14 protein-coding genes and 2 pseudogenes are annotated in these 15,381 nt (G+C 65.8%); 8 read left to right on the top strand and 8 right to left on the bottom strand.

Features of this window, described 5'->3' with window-relative positions; all coding sequences use genetic code 11:
• Positions 1-824 (top strand): annotated as a pseudogene (locus HUK84_RS03920) (AAA family ATPase); the annotation flags it as partial.
• A gap of 71 nt (positions 825-895) precedes the next feature.
• On the opposite strand, the gene HUK84_RS03915 reads toward HUK84_RS03920, so the two are convergent.
• Complete coding sequence (locus HUK84_RS03915; protein WP_176639080.1) at positions 896-2,464, bottom strand: acetyl-CoA hydrolase/transferase family protein; 1,569 nt, start codon at positions 2,462-2,464, stop codon at positions 896-898.
• A 630-nt stretch (positions 2,465-3,094) separates the two neighbouring features.
• Here HUK84_RS03915 and HUK84_RS03910 point away from each other — a divergent pair.
• The 4 genes from HUK84_RS03910 (at position 3,095) to gltA (ending at position 6,401) form a co-directional block, all read left to right on the top strand.
• Positions 3,095-3,907: a metallophosphoesterase gene (locus HUK84_RS03910; RefSeq protein WP_176639079.1), complete on the top strand. Its 813-nt coding sequence runs from the start codon at positions 3,095-3,097 to the stop codon at positions 3,905-3,907.
• A 16-nt stretch (positions 3,908-3,923) separates the two neighbouring features.
• Positions 3,924-4,319, top strand: a complete 396-nt coding sequence (locus HUK84_RS03905) for a chorismate mutase (RefSeq protein ID WP_176639078.1) — start codon at positions 3,924-3,926, stop codon at positions 4,317-4,319.
• Between the two features lie 13 nt (positions 4,320-4,332).
• Positions 4,333-4,881, top strand: a complete 549-nt coding sequence (locus tag HUK84_RS03900; RefSeq protein WP_176639077.1) for a SixA phosphatase family protein — start codon at positions 4,333-4,335, stop codon at positions 4,879-4,881.
• A gap of 221 nt (positions 4,882-5,102) precedes the next feature.
• A complete protein-coding gene (gene gltA / locus HUK84_RS03895; protein WP_176639076.1) occupies positions 5,103-6,401 on the top strand; it encodes a citrate synthase in 1,299 nt (432 codons plus the stop codon).
• Between the two features lie 80 nt (positions 6,402-6,481).
• On the opposite strand, the gene HUK84_RS03890 is transcribed toward gltA, so the two are convergent.
• A complete protein-coding gene (locus tag HUK84_RS03890) occupies positions 6,482-6,730 on the bottom strand; it encodes a hypothetical protein (RefSeq protein ID WP_218064195.1) in 249 nt (82 codons plus the stop codon).
• 218 nt (positions 6,731-6,948) lie between these two features.
• Between HUK84_RS03890 and HUK84_RS03885 the strand changes: the two genes are divergently transcribed.
• Positions 6,949-7,710 carry an orotate phosphoribosyltransferase gene (locus HUK84_RS03885; RefSeq protein WP_176639074.1) on the top strand — a complete coding sequence of 254 codons (762 nt, stop codon included), beginning with the start codon at positions 6,949-6,951 and terminating at the stop codon, positions 7,708-7,710.
• A 9-nt stretch (positions 7,711-7,719) separates the two neighbouring features.
• Positions 7,720-8,571: a glutamate racemase gene (locus HUK84_RS03880; protein ID WP_176639073.1), complete on the top strand. Its 852-nt coding sequence runs from the start codon at positions 7,720-7,722 to the stop codon at positions 8,569-8,571.
• Between the two features lie 81 nt (positions 8,572-8,652).
• Here HUK84_RS03880 and HUK84_RS03875 read toward each other — a convergent pair whose 3' ends face one another.
• Entirely contained in the window at positions 8,653-9,729 is a 1,077-nt protein-coding gene (locus HUK84_RS03875; RefSeq protein WP_374729254.1) for a polyprenyl synthetase family protein, read from the bottom strand.
• 82 nt (positions 9,730-9,811) lie between these two features.
• Between HUK84_RS03875 and HUK84_RS03870 the strand changes: the two genes are divergently transcribed.
• Positions 9,812-10,633, top strand: coding sequence for a tRNA1(Val) (adenine(37)-N6)-methyltransferase (locus HUK84_RS03870; protein WP_374729255.1), 822 nt, complete (start codon positions 9,812-9,814; stop codon positions 10,631-10,633).
• Between the two features lie 144 nt (positions 10,634-10,777).
• Here HUK84_RS03870 and HUK84_RS03865 read toward each other — a convergent pair whose 3' ends face one another.
• The 5 genes and pseudogenes from HUK84_RS03865 to HUK84_RS03845 form a co-directional block, all read right to left on the bottom strand.
• Positions 10,778-11,797 (bottom strand): ribonucleotide-diphosphate reductase subunit beta, encoded by a 1,020-nt coding sequence (locus HUK84_RS03865; RefSeq protein ID WP_176639072.1) that lies wholly within the window; start codon positions 11,795-11,797, stop codon positions 10,778-10,780.
• A gap of 73 nt (positions 11,798-11,870) precedes the next feature.
• Complete coding sequence (locus HUK84_RS03860) at positions 11,871-13,820, bottom strand: ribonucleoside-diphosphate reductase subunit alpha (RefSeq protein WP_176639071.1); 1,950 nt, start codon at positions 13,818-13,820, stop codon at positions 11,871-11,873.
• 479 nt (positions 13,821-14,299) lie between these two features.
• Complete coding sequence (locus HUK84_RS03855) at positions 14,300-14,767, bottom strand: molybdenum cofactor biosynthesis protein MoaE (protein ID WP_176639070.1); 468 nt, start codon at positions 14,765-14,767, stop codon at positions 14,300-14,302.
• 3 nt (positions 14,768-14,770) lie between these two features.
• The gene (locus HUK84_RS03850; RefSeq protein ID WP_176639069.1) at positions 14,771-15,043 is read right to left on the bottom strand and encodes a MoaD/ThiS family protein; all 273 of its coding nucleotides are present in this window, start codon (positions 15,041-15,043) and stop codon (positions 14,771-14,773) included.
• A gap of 55 nt (positions 15,044-15,098) precedes the next feature.
• Positions 15,099-15,381, bottom strand: a pseudogene (locus tag HUK84_RS03845) (hypothetical protein); the annotation flags it as partial.

Raw genomic sequence — 15,381 nt, 5'->3', positions numbered from 1 at the left:
CGGGGGCGCGCGATTCCCTGCTGCGTGCCGAAGGACGCCATGAGCAGGCCGAGGCGATCCTGGCGCAATTGCTGGCCGATACGCCGGAACCGCCCGGTATCGTGCCGCCCGACCTGACCGAAGCCGCCGAGACGAGCCTGCGCCGCAAGATCGCGCGCCTGACGCGCGAGCGCGAGGAGATGGGGCCGGTCAATCTGCGTGCCGAACTGGAGGCCGACGAGGCGGAAAGCCGCATTACCACCATCCGCAACGAGAAGGACGAGCTGGAGTCGGCGATCGCGAGGCTGCGCGGTTCGATCGGCGCGCTGAACCGGGAGGGGCGCGAGCGGCTGCTGGCGGTCTTTACCGAGGTGGACCAGCATTTCCAGTCGCTGTTCGCGCGCATGTTCAATGGCGGGCGGGCGCATCTGGGCATGGTCGGCAATGACGACCCGCTGCAGGCAGGGCTGGAGATCTATGCCCAGCCGCCGGGCAAGAAGCTGGCGACGCTGTCGCTGCTGTCGGGCGGCGAGCAGGCGCTGACGGCCCTGTCGCTGATCTTTGCGGTGTTTCGCTGCAATCCGGCGCCGATCTGCGTGCTGGACGAAGTCGACGCGCCGCTGGACGATGCCAATGTCGGGCGGTTCTGTGCCCTGCTGTCCGACATGGCGGCCGAGGCGGGAACGCGTTTCCTGGTGGTGACGCATCATCAACTGACCATGGCGCACATGGACCGGCTGTATGGCGTGACCATGCAGGAGCGCGGGGTCAGCCGGGTGCTGTCGGTCAATCTGGACCATGCCGCCACCATGGCGGGACAGTCGCGCGCCGACCTGAACATGTAGGCGGATCGTTCGGGAGAAGAGCGTTCGGACGCCCCGGCCGCTTCAGCGTGGCGCGGCCGGGGACCGTCGGGTCAGGCGGGCAGCATCGAGCCGGTTTCGATGAAGCGCTGATGCCAGGAGAGGGATTCGTCCAGCAGGTGCGGCGACTGCCGGCCATAGGAGCCTTCACGCGCGCGGCGAAAATAGTCCAGCAGCATCGGCCGGTAGTCCGGGTGGGCGCAGTTGCGGATGATGGTCTCGGCGCGTTGCCTGGGGGAAAGGCCGCGCAGGTCGGCCAGCCCCTGTTCGGTGACCAGGATCTGGGAGTCCTGGGTGATGTGGTCGACATGCGACGCCATGGGCACGATGGCCGAGATCCGGCCGTGCTTGGCGGTCGATGGCGTCATGAAGACCGACAGGTAGCTGTTGCGCGCGAAATCACCCGAGCCGCCGATTCCGTTCTGGATGTGCGAGCCCATGATCTGGGTCGAATTGACGTTGCCGTAGATGTCGGATTCGATGAGTCCGTTCATCGCGATGCATCCCAGGCGGCGGACCAACTCGGGATGGTTGCTGATTTCCTGCTGGCGCAGGATGATCTTCGTGCGGAATTCGCGCATCCGGGCATTCAGGGCCTCGGCGGCCCCGGGGCTGAGGGAGAAGGCGGTGGCCGAGGCGACGCGCATCTTGCCGGATTCCAGCATGCCCAGCATGCCGTCCTGAATGACCTCGGTAAACGCCGTCAGGTTTTCGAAGGGGCCGTCATCCAGCCCGGCCATCACCGCGTTGGCCACGTTGCCCACCCCCGATTGCAGGGGCAGCAGGGAGGGCGGCAGGCGGCCGCGCGCGACCTCGTGCCGGAAGAATTCCATCAGGTGGCCGGCGATCGCCCGCGCGGCGTCGTCGGGCGGGGCGAAGGGGGCGTTGCGGTCGGGCGCGAAGGTTTCGACCACGGCCACGACTTTCGCCGGGTCGACGCGCAGGGTCGTCTGCCCGATCCGGTCGTCGGGCCGCACCAGAGGGATCGGTTGGCGTTCGGGCGGCAGGGCGGTGCCGTACCAGATGTCGTGCATGCCTTCGAGCGCCGCGTCCTGCCAGCTATTGACCTCGATGATCACCTGGCGGGCCGTGTCCAGCCAGGTCTTGTTGTTGCCGACCGAGGAAGACGGGACGATCGTGCCGTCCTCGCGGATCGCGACGGCCTCGATCACCGCGACGTCCATCCGGCCGAAAAAACCCTGCCAGGTCATGGGCGCCACGTGGCTGAGATGCATGTCCAGATAATCGACCGCGCCCGCGTTGATCAGGCCGCGCAGGACGGGGTCGGAATTATAGGGCATGCGGAAGGCGATGCCGTCGGCCCGGGCCAGGGCGCCATCCAGTTCGGGCCCGGTGGATGCGCCGGTGAGCAGGCGGATGCGGAAGGGGTTTTCCCCCGCTTTTTCAACTCCGGCCCTTTCGGCTTCGGTCCATTCGGCTCCGGTCTTTTTCTCGGCCTCGATGATCGCGGCCAGCGCTTGCGGCACGGCCTTGGGATATCCCGAGCCGGTAAAGCCGCTCATGCCCACCATGGCACCGGGGCGGATGAAGGAGGCCGCCTGTTCGGCCGACGTCACCTTGGCCCGAAAGGCCGTGCTACGGATCCGGCTGTGATCGATCATGGACGCGTTTCCCCTAGTCTTTCTGCAGTACTTTCCGCTGCAGTTCTTTCTGCTGCTGTCTTCCTGCCGTTCGGCATGGCGGCCGGGTCCGCACCCGGTCCGACGCGCCATCTGTTCTTTTTCACGGCGGAGCCGTCACAACAAAAGACTGTTATGAGTCGGCGATGTTTTTAAAGGAAAAACATGACGGCCCGGGCGGCATGCCGGCGGTCCGGCGGTCCGATCCCCCGTCCGGACGCCATGCGCGCGGGCGGGTCCGCATGGCGGATCCGGAACCCGGATTTTTTACATTCTTAGATATTTACGAATGTTTTTAAATACCACCCATCCGCCCGCCATGCGGTCCGTGCACGTGCTCGCCGCATGTCCGGCCCTTGGGCCCGGTCACGTTTCCATATCCGGATCCGGTGCCGCGCGATGCCGCCGCGCGGCGGAAATGGCAGGATGTGAAAGACAGATATCCGGATTCCGAAATATTCATGGACAGGGACGGAGGGTCTCTGGAAGAGGGTCAAGGGGTGCGAAGAACGATCGGGGCATGGCGAAATGCGGAATGCGCCCCATATTCATGAACAATCATCCGGCCCTCTTTTTCCGCTGCCCCCCTGATCCTGCTGCCACCTGACGGACATGCCCCCGAACCAGCCCGCACCATCGTCCAGCCACGCCGAAAGGGCGGTTCCATCCGCCGGGCCGGCGCATGATCCCTCGGCGCATGATCCGCTGGCCATCGCCGCCGGCCGGCTGGCGCTTGAGCGGCTGATCGCCGGGCGGCCGATTCGGGTCGTGGGGGATGTGCATGGCGACCTGCGGGCGTTCGAGCATGCGGCGGCGACGGACCATTTCGTCATCCAACTGGGTGACCTGGTGGATCATGGCCCGGACAGCGCTGGCGTCTTCCGCGTGATGCAGCGTCTGCTGGACGAACGGCGGGGGCTGTTCATCCTGGGCAATCACGACCGCAAGCTGGCGCGCGCCCTGGCGGGGCACAAGATGCGCCATGACGAGCCCCTGACCCAGACGCTGCGGCAATTGCGCGCGCCGGAAAACGCCGACGTGCGCGGCCGGGCGCTGGACGACATCGCGCATGCGCCGGCCTGGGTCGTGCTGGGACGGCGGATCTTCGTCCATGGCGGGTTCCATACCCGGATGCTGAGCGAGGCGCCGCCGCCCGCGCTGGGCGCCGTGACGCCGGTGATGTCGCGCGCCCTGTTCGGCGAGACCACCGGACGCATGCAGAAGGACGGCTATCCCGAGCGGCGGCTGAACTGGGTGGACCATATCCCGGCCGGCTATACCGTCTATTGCGGACATGACAGGCGTTCGACCGATGGGCGCCCGTGGGTGCGCGCCGGCCGCGCGGGCGGCACGTCGGTCTTCGTCGATACGGGGGCCGGAAAAGGCGGGCACCTGGCGTGGATCGATTTGCCCGCGGAGACATGAATGCCTGTATAACGGCATGATCGACAGACAGGAGCATGTTTACGTGAACGACAGGACCGCCGGCGCCACGACCCTGCCGACCGAGGATGCCGACCAGCAGGCCAGGCAGAGCCTGCTGGCCCTGCGTCAGAGCATCGACAATATCGACGCCGCGCTGATCTACATGCTGGCCGAGCGGTTTCGCCATACCAAGGCGGTGGGCGAACTGAAGGCACGGCACAACATGCCCCCCGCCGACCCGGCCCGCGAGGCCGACCAGGTACGCCGGCTGCGCGACCTGGCGGGCGCGGCGCGGCTGGACCCGGATTTCGCCGAGAAGTTCCTGGCCTTCATCATCAAGGAAGTCATCCGCCATCACGAGGCCATCGCGCGCCAATCAGGTAACGGGGCAGGTACGAACGGGCAGGCATGAACGGAGCAGGCTGATGCAGGGCGATGGCCATGATGATCAGGATGACGATCTGGCGCGCACGCTGGTGCTGATGCGCCATGCGGAAGCCGCCCGCGACGAGCATGGCGCGAAGGGGGACCTTGCCCGCCCGCTGACCCCGGCCGGGCGCCGGGACGCCCATGTGCGGGGAACACAACTGCGCGATATCGGTTTCGTGCCCGATCTGGTCCTGGTCAGCCCGGCGGTGCGCTCGGCCGAGACCTATGACGCGCTGGGGCCGCTTTCGGCCGGCCCGGCGCCCCTGCGGCGGACGGAGGCCGGGCTGTACGAGAACGGCCCGGACGGCATTCTGGAGGTGCTGCGCCTGGCCCCGGAAAAAGCAAGGAACATCATCGTCGTAGGCCATAATCCCGACCTGTACCAACTGGTTCTGGACCTGGCGGGCAAGTCGGTCGACGATCCGGACAAGGCCGTTCTTGCCCGCGGTTTTCCAACCCTGGCGACGGTGTTCTTCGGCGTGCGCGGCCCGTGGCACAAGCTGAAGCGCAAGAGGGTCAGCCTGACCCGGGTGCTATGCGATTGACGGCGTGAAGCCCCCCGCGGGGCGGAGTTGCCACAAAGATCGTTTCGTCTTTATCTCGGCGCACGCCTGCCGCACCGAGGCCGGTACGATCCCGGGAAAAACCCGGGTGAACGGCCGCCCGGGTGGATTGCATGATTGTCGCGCAGAGGACAGCTTCCCGCAGGCTGAGGGACGAGACACCGCCGCACCGCACGGCGGCGGACGACCAGGAGGAGAGCTTGATGACCGAGTCAGGAAAAGTGGCCACCGTCTCGCTGGATGGAAAGACAGCGACGCTGCCGGTCCTTTCGGGAACGCTGGGGCCGGAGGTGCTGGACGTGCGCAGGATCGCCGCCGATCTGGGGGTGTTCACCTTCGATCCCGGCTATGGCGAGACCGCATCATGCGAAAGCCGGATCACCTTCATCGACGGCGGAAAGGGGGTTTTGCTGCATCGGGGCTATCCGATCTCGCAACTGGCGGAGCAGGCGACCTTCACCGAGGTGGCGTACCTGCTGCTGAACGGCGAATTGCCGAACCGCGCGCAGCATGACGCCTTTGTCGCGACCATCCAGACGCATACCCTATTGCACGAACAAATCCGCAATTTCTTCAACGGCTTCCGTCGCGACGCGCATCCGATGGCGATCCTGTGCGGGACGGTCGGCGCATTGTCGGCCTTCTACCATGAAGGCATCGACATCTCGAACGAGGCCAGCCGCACCCTGTCGGCCATGCGCCTGATCGCCAAGCTGCCGACGATCGCGGCCTGGGCGTACAAATATACGCAGGGCGAGGCGTTCGTGTATCCGCGCAACGACCTGACCTATGCCGAGAACTTCCTGTCGATGATGTTCGCGCATCCGTCGGAGCCGTACAAGGTCAATCCGGTGCTGGCGCGCGCCATGGATCGCATTTTGATCCTGCATGCCGATCATGAGCAGAACGCCTCGACCTCGACCGTGCGGCTGGCCGGTTCGACCGGCGCCAACCCGTTTGCCTGCATCGCCGCCGGGATCGCCGCCCTGTGGGGCCCCGCCCATGGCGGGGCGAACGAGGCCGTGCTGAAGATGCTGGCCGAGATCGGCAGCAAGGAGAACATTCCCGACTTCATCGACAAGGTGAAGGACCGCAACAGCGGGGTGCGCCTGATGGGTTTCGGGCACCGGGTCTACAAGAATTTCGATCCGCGCGCGAAGATCATGCAGGCGACCTGCCATGAGGTGCTGGGCGAACTGGGGGTCAAGGACGATCCGTTGCTGGACCTGGCCATCGAACTGGAAAAGATCGCGATCCACGACGAATATTTCGTCAAGCGCAGCCTGTATCCGAATGTCGATTTCTATTCGGGCATCATCCTGAAGGCGATGGGCATTCCGACCAGCATGTTCACCGTGCTGTTCGCGGTGGCGCGTACCGTGGGCTGGATCAGCCAATGGAAGGAAATGATCGAGGAGCCGGCCCAGCGGATCGGCCGTCCGCGCCAGCTTTATACCGGCTCGGCGCAGCGCGATTTCGTGCCGTTCGACCAGCGCGGCTGACGGGACCGGGCGGCCTGTGGCCGCCCTGCCCTATGCCCTCCTCCCCGGCGCGGCTAGGGCTGCGCCGCTCGGGACGCAGATCAATTACATTCGCACCCTTGGGTCGGGCCCTTGTCGCGGCGGATGATGTGGTGATCGATCCACTCGGAGACCAGGCGCCGTGCCTCGTTCAGCGAGGCCTCGGGATGGTGGATGCGGTATAAGGTGGTGCAGGCGTGAAAGGCCGACACGTCGCCGGTCCCGATTTCGCGCAGTTCCTGGTACGCGGTCACGACCGCGCGTTCGCAATTCCGCACAATCCGGCCGGTCTCGACGCTCACAATGCCCATCCTTAATTTTGAGAACGATATTTGAGAATGATTTGCAACATGTGAGATATTACCGGCTGGCCGGACGGCAGGCAAGGAAAACCCCGCCGGCGCGCCAGCGCGGGATGCCGCGGCAATTGCCGCCGAACGATGGATTTTCGCATGCGTTCCCGCTAAAGCCACGGAATCTTACGCGCTATGCCCAGATGCGCTATGCCCAGACCGGAGTACCAGGCAGCATGAACGAATCGACAGGATACGGCACCGGCGTCTCGTCCGGTTCCACAGCGTGGGATCGCGACGCGGCGCTGACCACCGCGAAGCTGCTGCTGGAGATCAAGGCCGTGAATTTCCGGCCGGAGGAACCCTACACCCTGACTTCGGGCTGGAAGTCGCCCGTCTATATCGACTGCCGGCGCATCATCTTCTTCCCGCGCGCCAGAAAAAAGATCGTCGAGCTGGGGGTCGAGAAGATCGGCCGCCATGTCGGATATGAGAGCATCGACGCCGTGGTGGGGGGCGAGACCGCCGGCATTCCGTTCGCCGCGTGGATCGCCGACCGGATGATGGCGCCCATGGCCTATGTCCGCAAGAAGCCCAAGGGATTCGGCCGGAACGCGCAGATCGAGGGCGACGTGCCCGAGGGCATGCGCACGCTGCTGGTCGAGGACCTGACGACCGACGGATCGTCCAAGATCCGCTTCGCCCGCGCCCTGCGCGACGCCGGGGCCATTGTCGACCATACGTTCGTCGTCTTCTTCTATGGCGTGTTTCCGGGATCGCTGCGGACGCTGGCGGACATGAACATCGCGCTGCATGCGCTGTGCACCTGGTGGGACGTGCTGGAAGCCTGCGCCGGGCAGCCCTATTTCTCGGAAAAGGCGGCGGCCGAGGTCCGGCGCTTCCTGGAAGATCCGTGCGGCTGGTCGGCGCGCCATGGCGGGGTGGCCAGCGCCGAGGAAGCTCTGGCATTCAAGGGTGCATCGCAGAGCCAGGGCTGACGATCGCCCATGCCGCCCGCCGCCGCACCGCGGATCCTGGCATTCGATTCCGGCATCGGCGGGTTCGGCATCGTCCGCGCCCTGCGGACGCGGCTGCCCGGCGTGCCGGTCGATTACCTGGCCGACACGGCGGTCTATCCCTATGGCGAGCAGCCCGACCAGGCCTTGGTCCGGCGGATCGTGGCGCTGGTCGGCCGGGCGATCGCGCACACGTCGCCGGACGTGGTGGTCATAGCCTGCAATACGGCCAGCACCCTGGCCCTGGGAGCGTTGCGCGCGCAGTATGCGACGCCCTTCGTCGGGTGCGTGCCCCCCATAAAATGGGCGGGCGAGCTGAGCCGGACGCGGACCATCGGCCTGCTGGCGACGCGGGCGACGGTCGGACGTCCCTATGTCAGTGAATTGCAGCGGCGCTATGCCCCGGACTGCACGTTGCTGGCCCATGGCGCGCGCGGCCTGGCCGACCTGGCCGAGCGGGCGTTCCGGGGGCATGCGATTCCGCAGGAGGCCATCCGGCGCGAACTGGACGGGCTGTTCGGCCAGCCGGGCGGAGGCGCGATCGACGTCGTGGGGATCGGCTGCACCCATTACACGTTCCTGATGGAGCAGCTCCGCGCGGCCTCCCCTCGGGGGACAACCTGGCTCGACCCCGCCGATGCCGTGGCGCGGCAGGCCGCGGCCGTCCTGGAGGGCCTGCCGCACGGGACGCGGGACGCGGCCGGCGGCATCCAGGCCAGGCCCGAGACCGCCTATTTTACCGCCATGCCCGAGGAATGCGCACGTCTGACCGCCGCCATCGCGCCGTTGGGCTATGCCCCCCCTGCCCTGTTCACGATGCAAGCGGCGCACTCGGCAGAGTGACCTGCCGCAGCGACCTGCACGGCCGACGAATGGAACCGGACGATATAGCCCTGCGATGGTCCCACCGTGCGGGGCGGGACATCAGCTTCCGCGACTGACGGTGTAGGCGGCGGTATCCTGCAGCAGCCGGCGCAGATGGCTGTCGGGGAAGATGTCCAGCGCCGCATGCGCCGCCCGTGCGTAGGTGGCGGCGCGATCCAGGGTGGTTTCGATCGCGTCCGTCCGGGCGATCAGGTCCAGCGCGTGGTCCAGGTCTTCGGGCGTCTGTTCGCTGTCTTCGATCACCCGGCGCCAGAACCGGCGGTCCTCCTCGGTGCCGGCCGCGTAGGCGGCCAGGACCGGCAGAGTGATCTTGCCCTCGCGGAAATCGTCGCCGACCGTCTTGCCCAGCACGGCCTGGTCCGCCGCGTAGTCCAGCGCGTCGTCCACAAGCTGGAAGGCCATGCCCAGATTGGTGCCGTAGGCTTCCAGCGCCAATTCCTCGGCCTCGGGCCGCGCGGCGACGACGGCGCCGACGCGGCAGGCGGCGGCGAACAGGGCGGCGGTCTTGCCGTGGATGACCTCCAGATACTGGTCGACCGAGGTCGAGAGGTCATTCTGCGTGGACATCTGCAGGACCTCGCCCTCGGAAATCGTGGCCGAGGCCGAGGAGAGGATCTGCATCACCTTCAGCGAGCCGTCGTCGGTCATCAACTGGAAGGCGCGCGCGAACAGGAAATCGCCGACCAGCACCGAGGCCTTGTTGCCGAACACGGCATTGGCGCTGGCCAGGCCGCGGCGCAACTGGCTTTCATCGACGACGTCGTCATGCAGCAAGGTCGCGGTGTGGATGAATTCGACGCAGGCGGCCAGGCCGACATGGCGCTGATTCGCGTCGTCGGCCGGGTAGCCGCACAGTCGCGCCGAGGCCAGGGTCAGGAGCGGGCGCAGCCGCTTGCCGCCGGCGGCCACCAGATGGGCCGCCAGTTGCGGGATCAGCGCGACCGGACTGTCCATCCTGGCCACGATCGCGTGGTTGCATGCGGCCATGTCGTCGGCGAGATAGTCCGACAAGGCGCGCAACGCCGTCTCGGCACCGTTAGCCGATGGTTTACCGGCCCCGGTATTCTTCGCGTTTGCCGATTTCTCGGAATCCGGCAGAGTGACTGCGACGCCCAAAAGGTTAAACTCCCCGGTTCCGTAGGGTTGGTCTGCAGAACATATGAGCGGCGCGGGTATGACGGTCAAGCCGAAGGACGTAATGGCGGAAACGGAACACGCGGCCGGGGTGGACGAGAACCTGCCGTCCGCGTCCCCCGATCCGGCGGCAATCGGCGCCGGATCCCTGCTGGGTGGCCGCATCCTCTATCGCCAGTATCGCGACGGCTATCGCACCGGGCTGGAGCCCGTGCTGATGGCGGCCGCCATTCCGGCCCGGCCTGGCGAGCGGGTGCTGGAGGGCGGATGCGGCGCGGGAGCCGGGTTGATGTGCCTGGCCCATCGCGTACCGGGCCTGTCCGGACTGGGACTGGAACGCGATGCCCGGACGGCGCTGCTGGCGGAAGCGAATTTTGCGCAGAACGGCTTCGACCGTCTGCGGGTCGTCCAGGCCGCCCTGCCCGCCTTGCCCGGCCTGCCCGATTTTCCGCCCGATGGCGGCCGCTTCGACCACGCCTTCGCCAATCCGCCCTGGCATTGCGCCGATTCGACGCCGTCGCCCGATGCGCGGCGGGACCTGGCCCGGCGCGTGGAATCGCGGGACATGATCGCACTCTGGGTCCGCTGCCTGGGGCGGCAGGTGCGGCACCGCGGCACGCTGACGCTGGCGCTGCCGGCGGCGTTGCTGGATTGCGCGATCGCCGCGATGCGCGACAACGCGATCGGCAGCCTGTCGCTGTTCCCCTTCTGGCCCAAGACCGGGCGGCCGGCGCGAATCATGCTGGTACAGGGTCGAATCGGCGGCCGGGGACCGGCCGTCCTGCATCCGGGCCTGGTCCTGCATCGGGAAGACGGATGTTTTACGCCGCAGGCGCAGTCGGTCCTGCGCGACGGCGCCGCGCTGTGCGATCCGCCGGGCGGATGACGCGACGGCATGCCGTCCCGGGGGCGTACCTCTTGCAAGGCAAGGCGAGGGCGCTGCCCTCGACCCGCAAATGGTCGCAGACCCCGTTCTCTGAAGAGGCGCGTGCCGAAAAGGGGCCGTGGGACGGTCAGCCGTTCACCGATATTACTGGAAGACGCTCTCTTCGAACGCTTCTTCCCACGAGCCGCTCGTCGAGGCACGGCTATATTCCGTGGCGCGATTTTCGAAGAAATTCGTGTGTTCGACGGCGTTCAGCATGTCGTCCAGCCAGGGCAGCGGATTGCCGGGGACGTCGTAGAGCGCATCCAGGCCCAACTGGTTCAGGCGCCGGTCGGCGATGAAGCGGATATAGGTCTTGACCAGGTCGGCATCCAGCCCTTCGACCGAACCCATTTCGAAGGACAGGTCGATGAATGCGTCCTCGTGCTCGACGATGTCGCGACAGATCTGCCGGATGTCCTCGCGCAGTTTTTCAGTCCAGATTTCCGGGTTTTCCTGGATGAAGACGCGGAACAGCCGGGCCATCGACAGGCAGTGCAGGGTTTCGTCGCGCACCGACCACGAGACGATCTGCCCCATGCCCTTGAGCTTGTTGAAACGGGGGAAGTTCAACAGGATCGCGAAGGACGCGAAAAGCTGCAGCCCCTCGGTGAAGGCGCCGAACGCGGCCAGGGTACGGGCGATCTCGTATTTGCTGTCGACCGAGAAGCTTTGCATATAGTCATATTTATCCTTCATTTCCTTATATTTAAGGAAAGCGGAATACTCGGCCTCGGGCATGCCGATGGTGTCGAGCAGATGACTGTAGGCGGCGATGTGAATCGTTTCGATATTCGAAAACGCGGACAGCATCATCAGCACTTCGGTCGGTTTGAAGACCCGGCTGTAATGCTTCATGTAGCAATTATTCACCTCGACGTCCGACTGCGTGAAGAAGCGGAAGATCTGGGTGACCAGGTGCCGTTCGCTTTCCGTCAGGGTGCGGTGCCAGTCCTTGACGTCGTCGGCGAGCGGCACCTCCTCGGGCAGCCAGTGGACGCGCTGCTGGGTCAGCCAGGCATCGTAGGCCCAAGGGTAGCGAAACGGCTTGTAGACCGGATTGGCCGTGAGCAGGTCGAAATGCGGCTCGCCCCCGGTTTCGGGTGCGTTCTGGGTCTCGGTCATGTGGTACTCTCCGCGATGCCGACGGCCGGATCAGATGTCCGGCCGCATTGGATCCACCTGAGCTGGATCCGCCTTACTGGCAGGCCAGGCATTCCTCATAATTGGTCGTCGATGCCGGGGCGGCAACGGGGGGGGCGGGCTCGGGCTCGCCGGCCATGATGTCGCTCTTGCCCACCATGTTGCTGACTGCGTCGGCGCGCTGGATGGACAGCGAACGGCAGTAATAGAGCGACTTCACGCCCCTCTTCCAGGCCATGTAGTGGATCTGGTGCAGGTCGCGCTTGTGCACGTTGGCCGGCAGGAACAGGTTGATCGACTGGGCCTGGCAGATATACGGCGCGCGGTCGGCGGCGTGTTCGATCACCCAGCGCTGATCCAGTTCGAACGCGGTCTTGAACACGTCCTTTTCCTGCTGCGTCAGGAAGTCCAGATGCTGGACGCTGCCCTTGTTCAGGGTGATCGAGGACCAGACATCGTCGGTGTTCCGGCCCTTGTCGATCAGCAGCTTGAGCAGGTGCCGGTTGCGCACGGTAAACGAGCCGGACAGCGTCTTCTGCAGGAAGACGTTGGCGGCGATCGGTTCGATGCCGGGGCTGGAATTGCCGGCGATGATCGAAATCGACGCGGTCGGCGCGATGGCCAGCTTGTTGGAGAAACGCTCCATCATGCCGTATTCGGCCGCGTCGGGGCACGGGCCGCGCAGTTCGGCCAGCTTGCGCGAGGCGGCGTCGGCCTGCTGACGGATATGCTTGAAGATCCGCTTGTTCCAGACCTTGGCGACCACGCTTTCGAACGGGACGTCATTGGCCTGCAGGAAGGAATGGAAGCCCATGACCCCCAGGCCGACCGAACGCTCGCGCGCGGCGGCGTATTTCGCGCGCTCCATGTCGTCGGGCGCGCGGTCGATGAAGTCCTGCAGCACGTTGTCGAGGAACAGCATCACGTCCTCGATGAAGCGCGGGTCGTCCTTCCACTCCTCCCAGGTTTCCAGGTTGAGCGAGGACAGGCAGCAGACCGCCGTCCGCTCCTTGCCATGGTGATCCATGCCCGTGGGCAGTGTGATCTCGGCACACAGATTGGAGGTCTTGACCTCGAGCCCCGCGAGCTTGTGGTGCTCGGGCCGCGCGTTGTTCACGTGGTCGGAATAAATGATGTAGGGCTCGCCCTGCTCCATCCGCGCGGTCAGGATGCGGATCCACAGCGAACGGGCCGAAATCTTGCGGATATGTGCGCCGTCCTTGGGCGACAGCAGCGCCCATTCCGCGTCCTCGGCCACCGCGCGCATAAACGCGTCGGACACCAGCACGCCGTGATGCAGGTTCAGCGCCTTGCGGTTCGGGTCGCCGCCGGTGGGGCGGCGGATTTCGATGAATTCCTCGATTTCCGGATGCCAGACCGGCAAATAGACGGCGGCCGAGCCACGGCGCAGCGAGCCCTGGCTGATGGCCAGGGTCAGGCTGTCCATCACGCGGATGAAGGGAATGACGCCCGACGTCTTGCCATTGCGGCCAACATTCTCGCCGATCGAGCGCAGATTGCCCCAGTAGGAGCCGATGCCGCCCCCCTTGGAGGCCAGCCAGACATTTTCGTTCCACAGGTCGACGATGCCGCGCAGGCTGTCGTTCGCCTCGTTCAGGAAGCAGGAGATCGGCAGGCCGCGCGTCGTGCCGCCATTGGACAGGACGGGCGTGGCCGGCATGAACCAGTGGCGCGAGATATAGTCGTACAGCCGCTGGGCGTGGCCGGCATCGGCGCCGTAATAGGATGCGACGCGGCCGAACAGGTCCTGGTAGCTTTCGCCTTCGAGCAGATAGCGATTATCGAGCGTCGCCTTGCCGAAGGGCGTGAGCAATGCGTCGCGCGCGCGATTCACCCGCACCGGGTGATGGCCGGGGAGCTGCACCACATCATCGAACATGTCCTGGTTCATGTCCCGAGCCTGGGCTCCGTCGCGATCCTGAAACAGGTCGCGCTCTTCGGCGGGACGATCAGATACAGTTCCGGATATGTCGTCCAGGCTCATGCATCATCTCCGTGGAAATCGCCGGGAGCGGGCTACGCCACCTCGTCCCTTGTTTTGATTATGCCCCTATATATCGCGTGCGGGCAACTGATGGGACACTAGATATATGAAGATCCTTAAACGGCAAGAGCGTGCCGGGACGACGGGAACAGGACTTTCCTCGGCTTTTGCAAAATCAAGAGGGAATCTTTTTTACCGGCCGCTTTCCCGCCGCCGTTCGCCCGCCGCGATCCGCGGCTGCGACTCGGGGCCGCCGCCGGGTTTCAGTCCGGAGCCATATCCGTTCACGCCGGTTCACGGATATGGCCCTAGTGTCCCGATTCCGAAATTCGCAAGCGAATTTCGGAATCGAAAAGACATTAGAATCAATATTTTAGTGGCCTGCTGATCCGAGAAATTCTCATAAGAATTTCTCGGGCAGGACACCTAGCTCATTATTTTATCGAGCATCTTTATCCGACCGCATGGGTCCATCGGAATCAGGACATCAGGCCGGTTTCCGTCCAGCGCGCGGTCGCCTGGTCGTCCGAACAGCGGGCTTCGACCCAGTTCGTGCGCCCATCGGCATAATCCTGCCGTTTCCAGAAGGGCGCGCGGGTCTTCAGCCAGTCGATGACGAATGCCGTGCCGTCCAGCGCCGCCGCGCGGTGGGGCGCGGCGCACAGGACCAGCACGATCGGCGCGCCGACCGGCAGGCGCCCCACGCGATGGATGACCGTGCAGGCCAGCAGACCGAATCGGGCGCCGGCCTGCCGGACGATTCGGGTCATCATGGACTCGGTCATGCCGGGATAATGTTCCAGCGTCAGGGCCTGCAGCCCGTCCTCGGCCCGCACCAGCCCGAGGAAGGCGCCGATTCCCCCGACATCGTGGCCGGCCTGCGCCAGATGCGCGATCTCGGCATCCAGCGAGAACGATTCGGGCTGGACCCGCACGTCGATCCGCATCGCCTAGCCCCCCGTCACCGGCGGGAAGAAGGCCAGTTCGTCGCCCGGCCGGACCGGGTCGTCCGGACCGGCGAATTCCTGGTTCACCGCACAGCGGATCGCGCCCGCCCCGGACGGGACGGAAGCCGGGCCGAAGAGCGCGCCGAGAGCCGCGTCACGCTGCCCGAGCGCCTGCATCACGTCGCGCACCGAGCAGCCCTGTGCGGGAATCGCGAGCGAATCCGTCGACCGGCCCAGCCGGTCGCGCAGCCATGCGAAATAGAGGATCGTCACCATGCCCACTCTCTTAGCGTCCTTGCCTGCGGGTTCCTATCTTGGCCCTGTCTTGGCCCTATCTTGGAGCGACAGCGGGTTCCGGAGCGGCGGGCGTGCCCTTCACCGTCCGTGTCGTGCCGTCCGGCGCGATGACCGTGCTGGTGCCGTCGCCGTTGGGAATGACGATGCCGGAATCGGATGGCGGGGGATAATCCGCAGGTGCGGCCTCCCCCTGCCCGGAGTCGGACAGGGGGACGCCTCCGCGGATTTCGGCCTGCTCGCCGGCGCTGATCGTCGCCCCTTCGGGCATTTCACGGCCGGAGGCGATGGCGGCACGCCCCGGCGAAGGCGGGCCGGCG

The sequence above is a fragment of the Nguyenibacter vanlangensis genome, from assembly GCF_013376155.1.
GTDB classification, from domain to species: domain Bacteria; phylum Pseudomonadota; class Alphaproteobacteria; order Acetobacterales; family Acetobacteraceae; genus Gluconacetobacter; species Gluconacetobacter vanlangensis.
This window is presented reverse-complemented; position numbering and strand designations above follow the sequence as displayed.